General features: G+C 56.9%; 3 protein-coding genes. All 3 read right to left on the bottom strand.

What is annotated here, in order from left to right:
• Window positions 1-55: 55 nt before the first annotated feature.
• From ACR6JA_RS05370 to ACR6JA_RS05360, 3 genes are read right to left on the bottom strand one after another with little or no spacing between them, the layout of a single operon-like run.
• The gene (locus ACR6JA_RS05370) at window positions 56-385 is read right to left on the bottom strand and encodes a hypothetical protein (RefSeq protein ID WP_213716196.1); all 330 of its coding nucleotides are present in this window, start codon (window positions 383-385) and stop codon (window positions 56-58) included.
• A complete protein-coding gene (locus tag ACR6JA_RS05365) occupies window positions 385-14,652 on the bottom strand; it encodes a hemagglutinin repeat-containing protein (RefSeq protein WP_494493003.1) in 14,268 nt (4,755 codons plus the stop codon). The genes ACR6JA_RS05370 and ACR6JA_RS05365 overlap by 1 nt, the downstream gene beginning before the upstream one ends.
• A gap of 9 nt (window positions 14,653-14,661) precedes the next feature.
• On the bottom strand, window positions 14,662-16,323 hold the full coding sequence (locus ACR6JA_RS05360; RefSeq protein ID WP_494493262.1) for a ShlB/FhaC/HecB family hemolysin secretion/activation protein: 1,662 nt from the start codon (window positions 16,321-16,323) through the stop codon (window positions 14,662-14,664).
• Window positions 16,324-16,497 lie beyond the last annotated feature (174 nt).

Raw genomic sequence — 16,497 nt, 5'->3', positions numbered from 1 at the left:
TAACCGACTGGTGTATCAAGTAAAATCCCGACGCGATGGCCAGGATTTTACTTAGTTAATCATCATATTGAAGGTTTATGCTTATTTTTCCTTCTGGTATATCAACGATTATTTCACATTTTGACCATATCGGCTGGCCGTTAGTTAGATTGTTATCCAAGAAGAACCTTTTGTATTCAATTAATACATCCGTCAAATCAGCAATCGCATGCCCATCAGGATCAAACCAATCTAATTCACCGTTTTCATCAAGATAGTCAAATTCGTATTTCCCACCATCATCTTCAGTGAAAACCTCAGCTTTAACGATTATTTTTTGAGCATTCTCAGGTCCACAGCTATACAATATACGACCTATTTTTTGCTCAAAGCCCTGATATTCCATTACTTTCCTCCAGGAGAATTTTTAAAATCAATATTTACTGGTCTACTGCCATCAATAGAATATTTTACAATTATCCTATCAGGCCTTTGGTTATTACCTGAATATATAGGTTGGATATTAACATTGACTTCCTTACCATCTTTCAATGCCTTAGCCCAGTCATTTTCCATCTGTTTCCATGCACCTTTATTCAGATTCCCATTCATTGGAACAAGATTTATTTTTTCTCCTGGCCCGTTAAATATAGATGCAATCAAATGGCCGCCTTCATCACCAGAGATACCACACTTACCTGCCTTACACTGCTGATAAGTATTGCGGTCATTTGTGTTCAAAGACAGTTTCGCCTCAACACTTGATGTCCGCCCTAGATCATCTGTTTTAAAAACTTTATTTCCATCAACTGGGTAAGTTTCATTAGGCTTCGGTTTATTTAATTCACTACTCCAGTTTCCTTTACCACCAGAACTATGAGTTATCTTTTCCAGCGTTTCAGCACTGATCGCTTTCCCGGTCTGCTGCTCTATCTCTTTCGTCGCTTTAATTTCCGTAAGCAGCTTCAGTTGATCTGCGGTGATCTTCCCGGTAGCACCAACCGCAAGCCCTGCCGGAAGCGCATCACCCATCCCCAACTCAGCGAACCAGATAGCAATTTCATTCGCGCACAGTACCGGATTTGCCATACAGGCGCTCACTCCGGCTTCAACCGCCGCCGCCGCCGCTGGCGTCAGAGCCGCGATTGTTCCACCTGCCGCACCGGCACCAAGGGCAATAGCAATTGCCTTATTAACTGCCTCTCCGCGCTGACAGGCCGCACCGCCCGGATTGGTTGCACAGGAGGCTATATCCTTCCCGTGTTCCTGGACGAACTTCTCATGAAGTCCTGGTTCTATCCCTCCAAGAAGGTTATTCTCAACAGCATTTTTCCCGGCCTGCGCGCCCGTGGTCGCTGCTGCGGTGCTATTCCCCACCACGCCGCCGGCGATCCCTGCCGCCATTGTGCCCAGCAGGCTGACGAGCTGTTTTTGGTCCTGATTCAAATCCCCAGGTTTTGTATCCGGGAACATCTCGGCGGCGATATGCCTTGCCGCCAGCTCACCGCTGAATGCCCCCGCCGCGCCTGCCGCCGCATTGCCGCCTGAAAGCTGCGCCGCCAGAGCGCCCCAGACCGCATGCGCCATCAGGTTAGCCGGTTCATCGACTTTGTTACCGTCGGTTGTGGCGCCCTTAATTACCTGCGCCATCACCGGGTTCAGGCCGCCCGCCAGGGCTTTATTGAAATCGCCCCCGGCGGCGCCCGCCAGAATGCCGCTCACCGACTGCGCCACCATCTGGTATTTACCGCCGATGCCGTAGTCGCCAAAGGCTTTTTGGTAGTCCTCCGTATTACGCAGTTCTGCAGCGCTCATGCTGGCGTATTTGCTATCTTTGGCACGCACGGCATCCAGCGCCTGCAGGTCGCCATAGGTCGACACTACACTGGTCATCTGGCCGCCGATTTCACCCACCAGCTGCGCCGTCTGCAGGCGTTTTTGCTCTTCCTCTTTGTTAAAGATCTGCCCGATACTGCCGTTGGCATGTTCGGTGTCGCGACTCAGCGCAGTAACGTCCTGCTGCTGATTCGCCCTGTCACGAATTGTGATATTACCATCCGCCACGGCGGATTGCGTGGTGCCTTCGGCGTGGCCTTTCCCGTTCATCCCGGCCAGGAGCGTGCCGACGTTCGCCAGGCCGTTAGCGGCCAGCATTGATCCGACAGATATATTCGTGCCACCGGACAGGTTGATGCCGCTGTGGCTGACTTTATAGTCGGCTTTGTTGCCGATATCAGAGAAGCCCAGCGTCCCGGTATCGAGGCTGTTTTTATCCGCCCCGGCCCGGCTGGCGATCACCGCCCCGTCCAACTGAGTGTGGTTGCCCACGGTAATGTCAAAGCCGCCGTTTCCGGCAAAAATACCGCTTTGTTCCAGCACCGAGTCATAGGTGCTTTTCATCTTGTCCTGGCTGAGGCTGATATAGCCAGAACCACCACCGCCTCCAAAGGTGTAGCTTCCCCCTGCGGCCACACTGGTTTGCTTGCTGTCGTAGTTATTCGAGTCCTGCTGGCTGCCGATCAGCAGGTCCCGGCCAATGTCGGCGATAACTTTATCGCCGTTGACCTGGGCCCCGTTCAGGATGGCATCGCGGCCGCTGGTGAGGGACACCGTGCCGCCGCTGTCGAGCGTGGTTTCCGTCCAGCTGGTGCCGTTCCCTTTGTCCTTACCGTTGGCGGCGTTGACGTTGGCAAAAACGCTGAGCCCCGCTGAACCGCTGTTCACGCCGAAACCGACGCCAATGCCTCCGCCGCTGCTGCTGTTTTTGCCGGTGGTCAGCTGCGTGTTGGCCGCCCCGCTCAGCACAATGTCGTTGCTCGCCGCCAGAGAAGTGTCGCCTCCCGCTTTGAGCTGGCTGCCGCCAATCAGGATATTGCCGCTGTCCGCACTGTTTCCTTTTCCGGTGGCGGTGATGCTCAGATCATTCCCGGCCGTCAGGGTCGAGCCTTTCACTACGTCCGACTCGGCGTGCTGCTCAGATTTCGATTTTTGCGTGGTCAGGGAGACGCTTACCCGGAAACCGTTATCAGGATCTTTTTCTGCCCCCGCTTTCTGGGCGTTCAGATAGGCCTGGCCACCGGCCAGCGCCGTTTTCGTGGCCTGCAGGGCAGCCAGTCTACCGTCACTTTCATTTTTGGTTGTTTGCGCGGTCTCTACCGCGCTGTTGACAGCGTCGCCTACCGCCCCGGACAGCGCCACGGTCAGCCCGGTGCTCTTCTGCTCAAATTTCTCATCGCGGGTACGTTTGTCGTGCCCCGGCTCAATGAGAACGCTATCGCCGGCGACCGACAGGTCCTTACTTGCGACCAGGTCGGCGCCGCCAATATGCGCCGTTCCCCCGGCGTTCACGCTGACGTTGCCGCCTGTAGATCCCACGGTGCTGATGCTCTGGCTCTGGGTGGTGCCTTGCTCACGCAGATCGTGGGTACTTTTGCTGCTGCCGATGGTAAAGCCGATGCCGCCGGTACCCATCAGGCCGCTCTTTTTGGTCTCCTTAAAGTGCCAGGCGGTGTCCGTATCCGTTGCGGCCACGATATAGACGTTATGACCCGCGTTCAGCGCCACATTGCCGTCCCCTACCACGGACGAGCCTTTCACCAGCAGATCGTTACCGGCTTTCAGCGTCACGTTGTCGCCGCTCAGCAGCGTCCCGGCTTCGCGGGTCGAGCTGGTTTCGTTGATGGTGTGGGTTGTTTTCTTGCTCAGGAACCCTTTTTTGGTTTTGGTTTCTTCGTCGTAGTGATAGTCGCTGTCGGTGGCCGTGGCGAGGTTGATATCCCGTCCTGCGCCTACCCCGATATCTCCGTGAGCCGTCACCTGCGCAGCCTGGGTGTTAACATCCCGCCCGGCAATGATGGTGGTGTTCCCGCCGCTGGCGATCTCCGTGCCTTGCTGGCGCACGGATTCGTTGATATCGACTTTTTTCTTCGCGGTGTATTTATCGCTGTGGGTAGATTCCGCCGCCTCTAAGTTAACGTCCCGGCCGGCCTGCAGCCCTACGTTCTCTTGTGCTGCCAGCGCCGCACCCATGCTGTTCAGGTCTCGTCCGGCAGCCAGGGAGAGATCCTTCCCGGCACTAATGGCCGTGCGGGTGTTGCTGGTATCAAGGATGTCCATGTTGCTGGTCTGGCTATGGCGGCTGTTCTTCGCCACGTCCAGCGTCAGGTCGTTCCCGGCCCACAGCGCGGCGCTGCCGCCGGCATTGAGGTTGCTGCCGGTAACGGTCAGGTCGCGCCCGGCCTGCAGGTTCAGGTTCCCCCCGCTGTTGACGTTACTTCCCTGATGGGTAACCGTTTCATTGATGTTGCGGCCGCGCTGGTCGCGCTCCACAAGCTGGTTGCCCGTAAGCGAAATGTTATCCAGCGCCTTCAGCAGCATATCGCCACCTGCGCTGAGGTTCGCGCCGGTATTGAGGATATCTTTACCCGCGCTGAGGCTCAGGCTGTCTGTAGCGCTGATTGAGGCGAGTGGACCAACGTCAGTTTTCGTGAAGGACACATCCACCCCGTACCAGCCGCTGGTTTTGCCGGATGCATTCCATTGACTGGTCAGCGTCTGGTTAACAATGCTGCCGCCTACGCTCTCAAGGCTGACCTTTTGCCCGGCGATAGTGGAGCCAATATTGTTAATATCCCCCAGCGCGCTGAGCTGCAGGCTACCGCCCGAGTTAATTGTCCCGCCGTTAATATTGCTGATGGCGTTCTGGCTGCTGGCGCTCAGCAGCGTTTTGCCCTGCAGCGTGCTGCCATCGTTGATGATATTCCCGGCATTGAGGATGGTCTGATTCCCGGCGATCACGCTGCCGTTATTCACCGCAACGTCCTTCGGAGAGATATACAGTTTAGGCACGAGGACATTTTGTCCGTCGATCACTGAGTTTTCCCACCACAGGATGCTCGAATCCAGCGCCGCGACCTGGTCTGCAGACAGGCTGACGCCCAGTTGCAGGCCCAGCTTGTCACGAGCCTGAGCGGCGTGATCGATCAGGTACTGCATCTGCTCCAGATCGGAGCCGATGCCGTTCACGTAGCGGCTGCCGGTCTGATTCAGGATCTGATTACTGACATAGCGGGTATCAAAAGCCGCATCCCCGAGGAAGCGGTAGTCATAGTCCGGGCGCAGGTTCAGTCGAGCCAGGAAATAATCCGAGCCCAGGAATTTATTGGTATCGGTATAAGTGGCGCGCGTTTCCTGCGGTGCGGTTGGTCCGGCCATCCCGGCAAGCTTATAGATATCGTTAAACAGGCTGTTGTCCAGCTGTCCAAGACTATCCAGCTTGGGGTTGGTGACGATCAGATACGGGCTTTTCGGATCTTTATTCGTAACAAAATAGCCGTTATCGCTGGCAGGCAGCGGATAATCGCTGAGCTTAACTGGCGACCCGCTGGCCGTCAGCTTTGCGGTAATCGCCGAAATATCCGTCAGCGCAACAGGACGATAATCATATCCCGGCGGTGGCGGCGTTTTACCTCCGCTGGATTGCGCTATAACCTGAGCGGCAGCGGCGGCAATATCATCATTTTTATGGCGAGACTGCTCACCCGATGGCTGTTTGGTCAGCTCAACGCTCTCACCGTTAACAGGGGTGAGATTGCCGCCATTCGCCTTCGAATCCACCAGGCCCGTCGCGTTGCCCGCTAAATCAATACCGGGCCCGCCCTGTTGGCTTAGATTGACATCAACGATCTTACCGCCGGCCTGACCATAGTCCGCGCCATTCTGTGGCCGGCTGTCCACGGCGGCTAATCCGCCGCTTCCGATTGGATTTTCGATGTTGCCTATCCCGCTTCCCGGCAAGTTGATCGTTGCCTGCGGTGCGGTCACAGTATTATTGGTGCCTGTCTTTAGACCAGTGGCCTGCGAGCCGCCAGTTACACCAGGACCACCGGCTAAATTAAGCCCCGGAGCACTTCGCCCTGGGGTATAGCCCGGCGTATTCGCTGAGACAGACGTATTGCTGATATTGTTGCTAAAGTTGGCGATGACTGCGCCACCGGCCTGAATAACCGAACGATAAATTTCACCCGGCTCATACTGAGTATCATGCCCAATGAGGTTAAATTGCGCACCATTACCTTTTATTTCGGCACCACGCGGAGCCTCTTCAATATTCGCAAATCGAGGCTTACGCGTACCAGGATCGGTGTATTGGTAAACTAAAAAGTCGTAGTTTGTGCCTGCCTGCCAGCTTTGGTTATTTAACTGTGTTCCGGTGAATATAATATTGCTACCCGCAAGAATATTACTCGCCTGGTTTTCGAGATTATCAATACTACCGTTAATGCTACCCGCAGCAGCAATCCTGCCGCTTCCACCATTCGTAGCAACAGTAATATTTGTTTGTGAAACTGCGAATTTTTGCGTAGCAAAATCTTTGAAGGGGGCATAATGGTAATATGTGTGGTGCACGTAATTACACGCCCCGTGCCCATTACATGGACCTACTTGAACAACATCATCAGTGGTAAAATACCCCATTGCGCCGCCAGGTAATTGCTCTGGTTTAACAAAAATGGAAGCATTCCCGATACCCGCCACAGTCGAATTATTTGTTGTAGTTTGCTGAATACTAAGGCCATCGCGGGTATTCAATAAATGTCCGGTGCGAATAGAAATATCGCCATTCTGCGTCTCAATGCTGCCCGAGGTGTTCACCACTTCCGCGTTAGCGTTTCCCGCAGCATCGCGCTGCATCCACAGGCTGTTACCCGCCAGAATATCGCCGCGGTAGTTGCGAATGCTGTTGGCAAACAGGCTCATATTATTGCCCGCATACAGCAGCGCGCTGTTGAGCAGCGTCCCGCCCGCGCTGGCGATTAAATCACCGGCGGTGCCGACGAAGCCCGCGTTGTTGATGCCGTTCTGGCTGGTCAAACGCAGCGTCCCGCCCGCCTGTACGCTGCCTGCGCCGTTCAGATTAAGCTGCCCGGCATTGAGGTGGCTTTCGCCGTAGCCGGCACGAACCTGCCCGTTATTATTCAACGTCCCAGTGGCAGAGAGCTGCACGCCCTGGCCCTGCATCAGGCCATTGACGTCAATATCGCCCTGGCTGCTGACCGCCAGCGTATTGCCAGCCGCCAGCGTGGTCAGCTGGTTGTAACTGCCCTGGCTGTTAAGCGACAGGTTGCCCAGCGCCGCCACCTGCCCCTGTAGGCTGGTATTTCCGGCATTGATCCCCATGTTGCCCTGGCTAAGCAGCCGCGCCCCGGCAGCACTATTCACCTGGTTGGCCGTGATGCCCAGATTCTGTGTGGCATACACGGTGCCGTTGTTGTCCAGTTGCCCTGGGTTAACGGTTAAATTACTCCCCTGCAGCATGCCGTTATTCAGGATATAGCTGCCGCCGATCGTCCCCTGCTGCTGCGCCAGCACCGTCCCGCTGTTGCTGAGCGAGCCCGCATTAAGCGCCAGCGCAAAGCCCTGAACCCAGCCGCCGTTGGTAAACCCAGACGCATTGAGCGTTAGCGTACCGCCGCTCAGGAGCTGGCCCTGGTTGGTGCCGCGCTCACGCAGGTCGAGCCGGGTATTGCCGTTCCCCTGCACGGTGCCGCTGTTGGTTAGCTGCTGCGCCCCAAGATCCAGGCTGCCCTGGCTTAGCAGGACCGCGTTTTGTCCGTTATCCAGGCTGCCGCTCAGCGTGCCGGTGAGGGCAGAATTCGCTTCTACACGCCCCTGGTTGTTCAGCGCGGCGGCGTTGAGCGAGATCGCGTTGCCCTGAACGTGGCCCAGGTTGGTGATGATATTGGCCCCGACGGTCAGCAAGCCATTGGTTAGCAGTTTGGCGCCACTCTGCACATCCAGATTACCGCCCAGCGAGAGACCAAGGCCTTCAACGCCGCTGATGTTGCCGCCGTTATTGAGCGAGTTGCCGCTAAGAGCGAGATTTTTTGCCTGTATCTGACCCTGGTTTGTTATCCCCGGCGCCGTAACGGTGGCCACGTTATTGGCCGTGATGGCACCGGTATTCGTCAGGCCGGACGCCAGCGCCAGATCGAGGTTACCGATACTTTGCAGTGTGCCGCTATTTTGCAGTTGCTGAGCGTTCAGCTTCAGGTACTGCCCCTGCCACAGGCCGCCGTTGGTCACGTTTTGCCCAGTCACCAGCATGGCGCCCTGGGTTTGCATGGCGCCGCCCTGCCGGTTGTTGATGTCCTGCTGAGGCTGCAGGGTCAGCGACTTCAGGCCAATGACCGAACCCGCGTTGTCTATCGCCCCGTTGTTGGCCGTGAGGTTGCTGCCCTGAATATTGCCGCGGTTCAGCAGCGCGCCGCCGCTGAGGGTTAAGTCCCCCTCGCTCAACACTGCGCCGGTGTTGTTTAACGTTCCGGCGGTTATCTGGCTCACGCCCTGGCTGAGCAAACGCCCGCCGTTGGTCAGTTGGTTAGCAACCTGAGCCGTCAGCCCGTTGATGCCGAGCGCGCTGCCGCTGTTGTCCCAGTTCGTCGCCTTCACGTCCAGGGCCTGCCCCTGTATAATCCCGGCGTTGTTAATCTGCTGGCCGTTCAGCGCCAGCTGCCCGCCCGTGAGCATTTTGCCGCCGGACAGGTTATGCACCGAGGAGGCGTTAACCGTCAGATCTTGCCCCTGCATCGTGCCCTGGTTGTCCACGGTATCAGCACGGACAGTCATTCCCTGCTGCGCCAGCAGGGTTCCCTGATTGGCGAGCGTCGACAAGTTAAGCGCCAGCGCCCCGCCGGTAAGCATTCTTCCGTCTTTCTGGTTCGTGACCGTCAGCGTGGATGGCGTGCCTGAGGCCAGGGTCAGCGCCGTATTGCCCTGCAGCAAGCCCGCGTTGTTCAGGGTATTCGTCGTAATCTCAACGGCGTCACCTGCCAGCGTGCCCTGATTGTTAAGGCTGGTCGTTTGCAGAGACAGGCCTTTCTCTGCCAGAAGTTTGGCCGCGTTGCGGTTGAGGATGCTGTCGGTAAAATTCAGCGCCAGGCTGCCACCCTGCAGCATGCCCTGGTTATCCAGGCTCGCGCCTGACAGCGTGAGCGCCTCCTTCACGGAGATCAGCCCCAGGTTGACCATCTGCGGGATGGTCAGGTTCAGCGAGCTGCCGCTCACGATCTGCCCACCGGCCAGGTTGTTGAGCTGCGGGGTATTCAGCGCCAGCGCATTGTCGCCCTGGAGCACGCCCTGGTTATCAATGCGGTTGCTGCTGAGGTCGAGCTTGCCTGCGGCAATCACGCCGCTGTTAGCCAGGGTTTCGTTCTGGGTGTGCAGCGTGTCTGCTGCCAGTAATTTGCCGCCGCTCTGGTTATTCAACTGCCCGGCGATATCCAGCGCTAAATTGCCCGCCGAAAGCGTGCCCTGATTATTCAGGCTGCCTGCGGTAAAGGTCAGATTGTCGCGGGCCTGAATGTTGCCCGCGTTGCTCACATCATTAGCGGCAATGTCGAGCTGGCCGCCGCTTAACAGCTTCCCGCCGCTCAGGTTATTCAGGACGCGAACGGCCGGAGGTGGCGCTGCGGCAAAACTTCTCATCAGCATCATCTGGGGGCGGTTTACCCCTGCACCGGACAGCGACAGGCCATTATTGCCCTGCACCAGCCCACCGTTATTGAAAATGTTGACCGCCAGGCGCGCGTTATCCGCCGCCACCGCGCCGCTATTGCTCAGCGACTCTCCGCTGAAATCAAGCGTGCCGGTTGCCAGCAGCTTCCCTGTCGCCTGGTTGGTTAGCCCGTTTTGCAAGGCAAGGGTGAGCGCGCCCCCCTGCACGATGCCGCCGTTGTCGAGACTGGTGCCGGCAATATTCAGCGCCTGCTTCGCCAACAGCTTGCCGCTGTTTGTCACAACGGCACTATGGAGATCCAACCCGCTGTTGCTCTGCAGCGTTCCCCGGTTGTTAAACGTGTCGGCCTGAATACCGACTTTTGTTGCGGCCAGCACGCCATTATTCTCAAGCTGGCCGGTGGCAAGCTGCAGATCTCCCTGACTCAGCACCTGACCGTCGTTAGTGACCGATTTATCGGTGTTAATCGACAGCCTGTCTTTGCCGGACAGCGAGCCGGTGTTGCGCAGATCTCCGCCTTGCAGCGTCAGGGTTTGCCCCTGAAGCAGCCCGTTATTACTCACCTGGGTGTCCTGAAGATCAAGCCAGCCCCCGGTCAGCACTTTGCCTGCCGCGCCGTTGCCGAACTGAGTGGCGTTGAGCTTCAGGCCGCTGTCGCCCTGCAGCAGGCCATCGTTTTGCCCTTGCTGAGCAGACAAAGTGACGTTGTCACCGATAATTTGCCCGGCGTTATTCCAGCCGCCAGCGGTCATTGCCAGCCGGTTGTCCGCCACCAGTGAAGCCCCAGCCAGATTGTTGAACTGCCCGCTCAGGTTCAGGTCCACGCTTTGGGCGTCGATGGCACCGAGGTTATCTAAACGTCCCCCGTCGAGCTGAAGATGTTTGCCGGCAGAAAGACTGCCCGCGTTGTTGAGTTCTGGCAGCGTCAGGGTGACGTCATCCCCGCCAGCCACCGTGGCACCTTTGTCGTTTCGCAGCGCAGCGGCAGTTAACTTGAGTTTTCCGTCGGCCTGAATCAGGCCGCTGTTATTTGCCTGGGCTTGCCCGGCATCAATACTCAGGGTAGAACCCGCGATAATCCCAGTATTGCTGAGTGGCCCGGTCGTCAGGCCGAGATAATTCTGGCTAATCAGCCGCCCGCCGTTGTTGAACGCCCCGCCGAATAAAATATTCAGCGCGTCGCGGCCAAGAATCTGCCCTGTATTTTCACCGCCGTTTTGCCCGCCGGTGAGCGTAATATTTCTCCCCTGCAGTCGGCCGGCGTTATCCAGACGCGCAGCATTCACGGCAATATTTCCGTCAGTTAATAGCTGGCCTGTGCCACCGTTAGTCAACGTTTTACCCCGAGAGCTAATGGCCTGGTTACCCTGCAGCAATCCGTTATTGGTCAGGTCGTCAACCGTCAGGGCTGTATTGTTGGCAATCAGTTTCCCGGCGTTACTGCCTTTGGGGGTTTTCACCGAGAGCGTGTTGTCGGCGAGGAGCACGCCGCCGGCCTGATTATCCAGCCCCTGCGTCAGCTCCAGGTTCAGGTCGCTGGCTTCAATGTTCCCACTGTTGCTGAGGCTGGCCCCGTCGATCGCCAGCCCTTGTTCGACGGAAATCAGCCCGGCGTTGTTCAGCTCAGGAATGGACAGCGACAATCCGCTGCCGCTGAGAATTTTCCCCTGCGCGAGGTTGTTCAGCGCCGTGGCCCCCAGACGGAGCGATTTTTCACCCTGCAGCAGGCCATCGTTGACGTGACGCAGGCTGTCGACGCTGAGGTCAGCCGCCGCCAGCGTGCCCTGGTTTTCGAAGCTGCCGCTGGTCAGTGCGAGCTTTTCTTTGCCGAGTATTTTACCGGTGTTAACAAGGTTATCTGTCGCGGTCAGGTTGAGGATGGACAAACCAAGCAGCTTGCCGCTGTTGGTCATCTGACTGGCATTGAGCGCCGCGCTGTCGGCCTGAATCTCTCCCGCATTGGTCATCTGGCGAGCGGCAAGTGTCAGTTGCCTTTCAGCCAGGACGGTGCCCCCCGTGGCGTTGTTGAAGGTATCGCCTGTGGCTTTGAGCGCGGAATCCCCTTGCAGCAAGCCCGTGTTAGCGACGTTTTGTGCGTCCAGAACGGTACTGTCGGCAATTAACTGGCCGGCGTTATCTAACTCAGGAGCAGAAAGCTGCAGGTTGCGTTTTGCCACCAGCACGGCGCCGGCAAAGTTATTGACTTTGTCACGCAGTTTTAGCTGAAGATCCTGCGCTTCAATGCGGCCCCGGTTATCAAGCGTCAGCCCTTCGAGGGTTGCCCCCTGGTTAGCGGAAATCACCCCCGCGTTCACCAGGGCCTGAACGGTCACGTTCGCCCCGCCGCCGCTTTGCAGCCAGCCTTCGTTGGTCACGCTCCCGGCGTTGAGATCAAACTGACCGCCGGCGATGACGCCCTGAGCGTCCGGCTGGCCGACGATGATTTTCCCTTGTGGGCCGTTATTCAGCTCCCCGCTAACGCTGGCCGTTAAGCTCTCGCTTCCGCGGGTCAGCCCGCTGTTATTCCATTGCCCCGCGCCGATCGCGATGTTTTTTCCCTGCAGGCTCCCGGCGTTATTGACGTTGTCAGCCGAGAGCGAGAGCGCATCTTTCGCCAGCAGAGCACCACTGGCCTGGTTGTCCAGCTGCTGGTCAGCCTTGAGCGTCATGGCCTGCGATTCAATATTGCCGCTGTTAGCCAACATCAGGCTCTCAATGGCCAGCCCCTGCTTAACGGAAATCAGTCCTGCATTGGTGAGCTGTGGGATGCTGAGCGCCAGGCCGCTGCCGCTGATGACTTTGCCTCCGCTTCGGTTAGTCAGCTCCGCGGCGGTTAACGCCAGGCTTTGCCCCCCCTGAATCAGCCCACCGTTGTCTACCGTGGTGCCGTGTAGCCCGAGGGAGGCAGCCTCAAGCTGGCCGGTGTTTTTTAGCTGCGCCGCCGTTGCATTCAGGTTCTTCTCAGCCAGCAGGCTGCCGGTGTTGGTCAAGGCGTTATGCGCCGCTACGTCCAGCGTGGAGGCTGCGATCTGACCATCATTGTTGAAGTTACCAGAAGTACTGTTCAGGCCATTGCGTGCGGTGATTTTTCCGCTTGTCTGGTTGTCAATATTCCCGGCAATAGCCAGCGTCAGCGCATCGCTGTCCAGCGAGCCCCGGTTGGTAAAGTTCAGCGCATTAAGCTGTAAGTTGTTTTGCGCCAGCAGGGCACCACCGGCCTGTTGCACAATCTTGTCTGCGGTGAGCCACATTGCGCCATCAGCCTGAATATTTCCGCTGGTATCGATCTGACGGGCGCCAAGCGTAACGGTATTACCTTGGGTGCTTCCGCTGTGTGTCAGTGTGCCGGTGTTAATCACGAGCGCACCTTTTGCGGCCTGCGTGCCGCTCAGCGTGAGGCTATTATTAGCCTGCAGCAGCATATTGCCTTCAGATTGCAATTGCCCGCCGGCCAGGGTTTCAAATCGCTCGCCCTTGAACGTCAGATCTTTTTGCGAGGTGATTTGCCCGGCGCTTTGTAGCTGCTGAGTAACCAGCTCAAGGTTGCCCCCGCTTGCCAGAGAGCTTCCCTGTTGGCCGTAAAACTGCTGACTGCTTAACGTCACATCCTGCTTGCCGTTCAGCATCCCCGCATTACTGAACGTTCCGGACTGAAGCGCAAGATTGCCGCTGCCCAGAAGTTGACCATTTCGGCCAATATTGAAGGTGTTGCGACTGGTCCACGCCTGGTCGGTGCCGCTGCTCAACATGCCGTCTATCCAGGCATCCCCGGTCTTGGCCGTGAGTCCTGCCCCGGCCAGCATCTGGCCGCTGTGCGTGAACGAACCGAGGTCGAGCTGGATATTGCGCTGTGCCTGGACATTACCGCTGTTGTTGAAGCTGCCAGCTTTGGCGTTTAGGTTTCCGTTAGCCACCATTTGACCACTGTTGGCTAGCTGCTCTGCGGAGAGTGCAATGTCACGCCCTGCCGTCAGCTTACCGGCATTGTCCAGGTGTGCCGTAGCGCTGGCACTGATGGCACCGCCTGCGTTGACTTCGCTGGCGGCATCCGTGCTCACTGCCCCGGCATTCAGACCAATGTCATTGCCTGCAGTAAGTTGGCTGTTATTCAGGGCCAGTTTTCCGCTGCCGTTCAGCGTGATTTCCCTATCGCTGGCTATCTTACCGTTGGCGATGGTGATATCAGAGCGGCTATTAATCTGCGTTGCGCCCCCACTTTTATGCTCGCCGCTTAGCACGACGTTATCCGCCTGAGCCGTGAGATTTCCGCTTGCAAGGCTGTTATTCACCACCAGCTTGCCGCTGGCATCCAGGGTGATGTCGCCCTGGCGCGCGTTCAGGTTGCCCAGGTTGACGCCCACACCTTTGTCACTGGAAACAAGATGAATACGGTTGGCATACATGCCGCCCAGCGCGCCGGTATCAACGGCCACCACGGGCGCAGCTCCTTCACCGGCTATCGGCGTGACCGCGCCAGTGGATGAAACGCGGTTGGCACCCACGGTCACTTTAAGATCTTTGGCGTGAATACCGGCGTTAACTTCCGTTGCCCGGGCAATGATCGACAGCGCGTCGCTTTGGCTGGCGTCCAGACCCTGGCCTTCAACCGTGATGGTGCCTTTACTGACATCCAGCGCCAGCATGTTGCCTGCCGCATCAAACTGAGGTTTGCCCGTGGTGAGCGTGGCATTGGGGGTGTTGATAAATCCGCAGCCGTTACAGGTAATGCCGTAGGGGTTAGCGACCATCACGTTGGCCGCCTTGCCCGCCACTTCGGTATAACCCTGCAGCTGTGAGCGATTGCCGCCGATGACTTCATTGATGATGCCGGTCGCTTCCTGGCCGGCCCGAAGGTTAGGGTTGTTCTGAATAAGCCCCCCGAGCTGGGTTGGCGTCATCTGCCCGGTGGCATTGTTAAGAATCAGTCCCTCTTTTCCAACGTTATAGTCCTGGTACTGGTTATGGGAAATACCCGCCTGGTTTGGGGTTGCGATGTTAACTACCGGGACACCGTTTCCAGCCTGATCCATCTGCGTACCCGGCGTGACCGGGTTGATGGTCGCCGCCACCGCCGGAAAGACCGGCTGCCCGGCAATCAGGCAGATGATGAGGTAACTTAACAGGCGCTTAGCTAATCCAACCGGGTGCTTATCCATATTTTTACCTTAAATCGCCAGGCCCAGGCGGTAATAAATCACGAGATGATCCGGCGCCAGATAGCCCGGATAGTGAAGCGGCGTGCCAACGGTGAACTGGCTGGAGTAGTAGCGTCCGGCGACAGTGAGGCCAGCTGACGCGCCCCAAAGCGTGCCGGAAGCCTGCTTATCGTCGTTGTCATTGCGCAGCCAGCCGCCATCTACGGCAGCGTTCAGGCTGACTTCGCCCAGATAAGGGAGGCTGAACAGGGCGTAGTTAAGTTCGTTGCGAAGATAACCCCCGTTATCGCCGGAAAGGTATTGCTCTTTAAAACCACGCACCGAGCTTTCTCCGCCTATCGTTAAGCGCTCACTGCCGTAAAGCCGATCCGGCGACCATTGGCCGTAGACGCTGGTTAACCACCAAATTTTTTGCGTCAGTGGGCGCTGGAAACTGCCGCTCAGGCTCCATTTTTTGAATTCCGCTTTTGGCACGTCGCCCCGTTTGCCGTTATCGTTTTCGGCCCCGAACCACGGCACACCGTGACTAAATGACGGGTTCAGAGTTGCCACGCCGCCCACGATTTTCTGCGTGTGGTTAAGGCCGAATTGCAGGCTGGTTAACTTCCGGCTGCTGCTAAGCAGCGGCGCGTCGTTCAGATAGTTGCGGCTGATCCTGTGAGTCAGCCCGACGGTGGCGGCAGTTTTTAAGTCACCGTTCCGGTAAAGCACGTGGGAGAAGTTCAGACGATGCGTTTCGGCTCGCCCGGTCGAACGCCACAGATAACCTTTATTATCCAGGGTGGTGAGGTAATCGCTCCAGCTGTAGCTGTAATCGACGAGGCTATAGCCCCAGGGCACGTTGACCCCGGCCTGAAAGCTTTGCGCATCATGGCCGCTGGCAAAATCGCTGCTACGCCCGCCGCTGATAAACCATTTATCAGCCAGCCCTAGCGGGTTATTGGCGGTCAGCGAGGCGGTGAGCTGCCCGGTGCCGGTGCTTTTTTGCCCGCTGTTATCAAACCCGACGGCTGCGGAAAACGGAAATTCAGGCGTTGCCGTAAGATTGACAATCGATTCCCCGGCCTTCTCGCCCGGCAATATTTCAATTTGTACCGGCGTGGTGCGTAACCGGTTTATTTGCTCCATCCCCTGCTCAATATCGCGCAGGTTAAGTATTTTCCCTTCCAGTCCCGGAAACGCCATTTTTAGCTGGCGTGAAGTAGCCCCTTCAATACGAATAGCCTGCAGCCTGCCCTCCAGCACCGCAATATGCAGCGTTCCCCCCGAAAGATCCTGCTCGGTCAAAAATGCCCGGCTGGTGATATATCCGCGGCTAATATACCAGTCAGATATATCCCGGGTCAGCTGATTGATCTTCGCCATACCGAGGCATTGATCAATATAGGGCGTAATTAGGCGATTCTGGGCCGGGTCGGAAAGCAGCGTGGCATTATCAATATCAATATGGCGAATGGTGAAGCAGGGCCCCTGGTCAGGTTGGGCCACAGGGCTTGCCAGTCGAGGCTGGAGGCTACGCTGGATCTCCTCTCGCTGCTGCCTGTTCTGCAACAGCAAATCCTGCTGCTGCTGGAGAATAGTGTCCCGGTCGGCAGGCGTCAGCGGCGCAGCATAGTTTAAGTCGGAGTAAAAAAGCACGCACAAAAAGGCGGTCTTATAATAATGGCGCATAAAAGAAGAGTCTATTTTTGTCATTTCTTTTTAGTATGCCAGCGCAGCAATAAATAAGAAAAGTCTTAAATAACCCCCCTATTAATATTGGTAGTTAATTTACCTTAAGTTTGATTATTGAATTTAGGATAAGGAATGAAATAACTCATTTATTGTTTTTCTGGAATCGTTTAA

This window comes from Cedecea sp. B1(4) (assembly GCF_059414925.1).
Note: the sequence above shows the minus strand (reverse complement) of the source record. Positions and strands in the feature narration are given on the sequence as shown.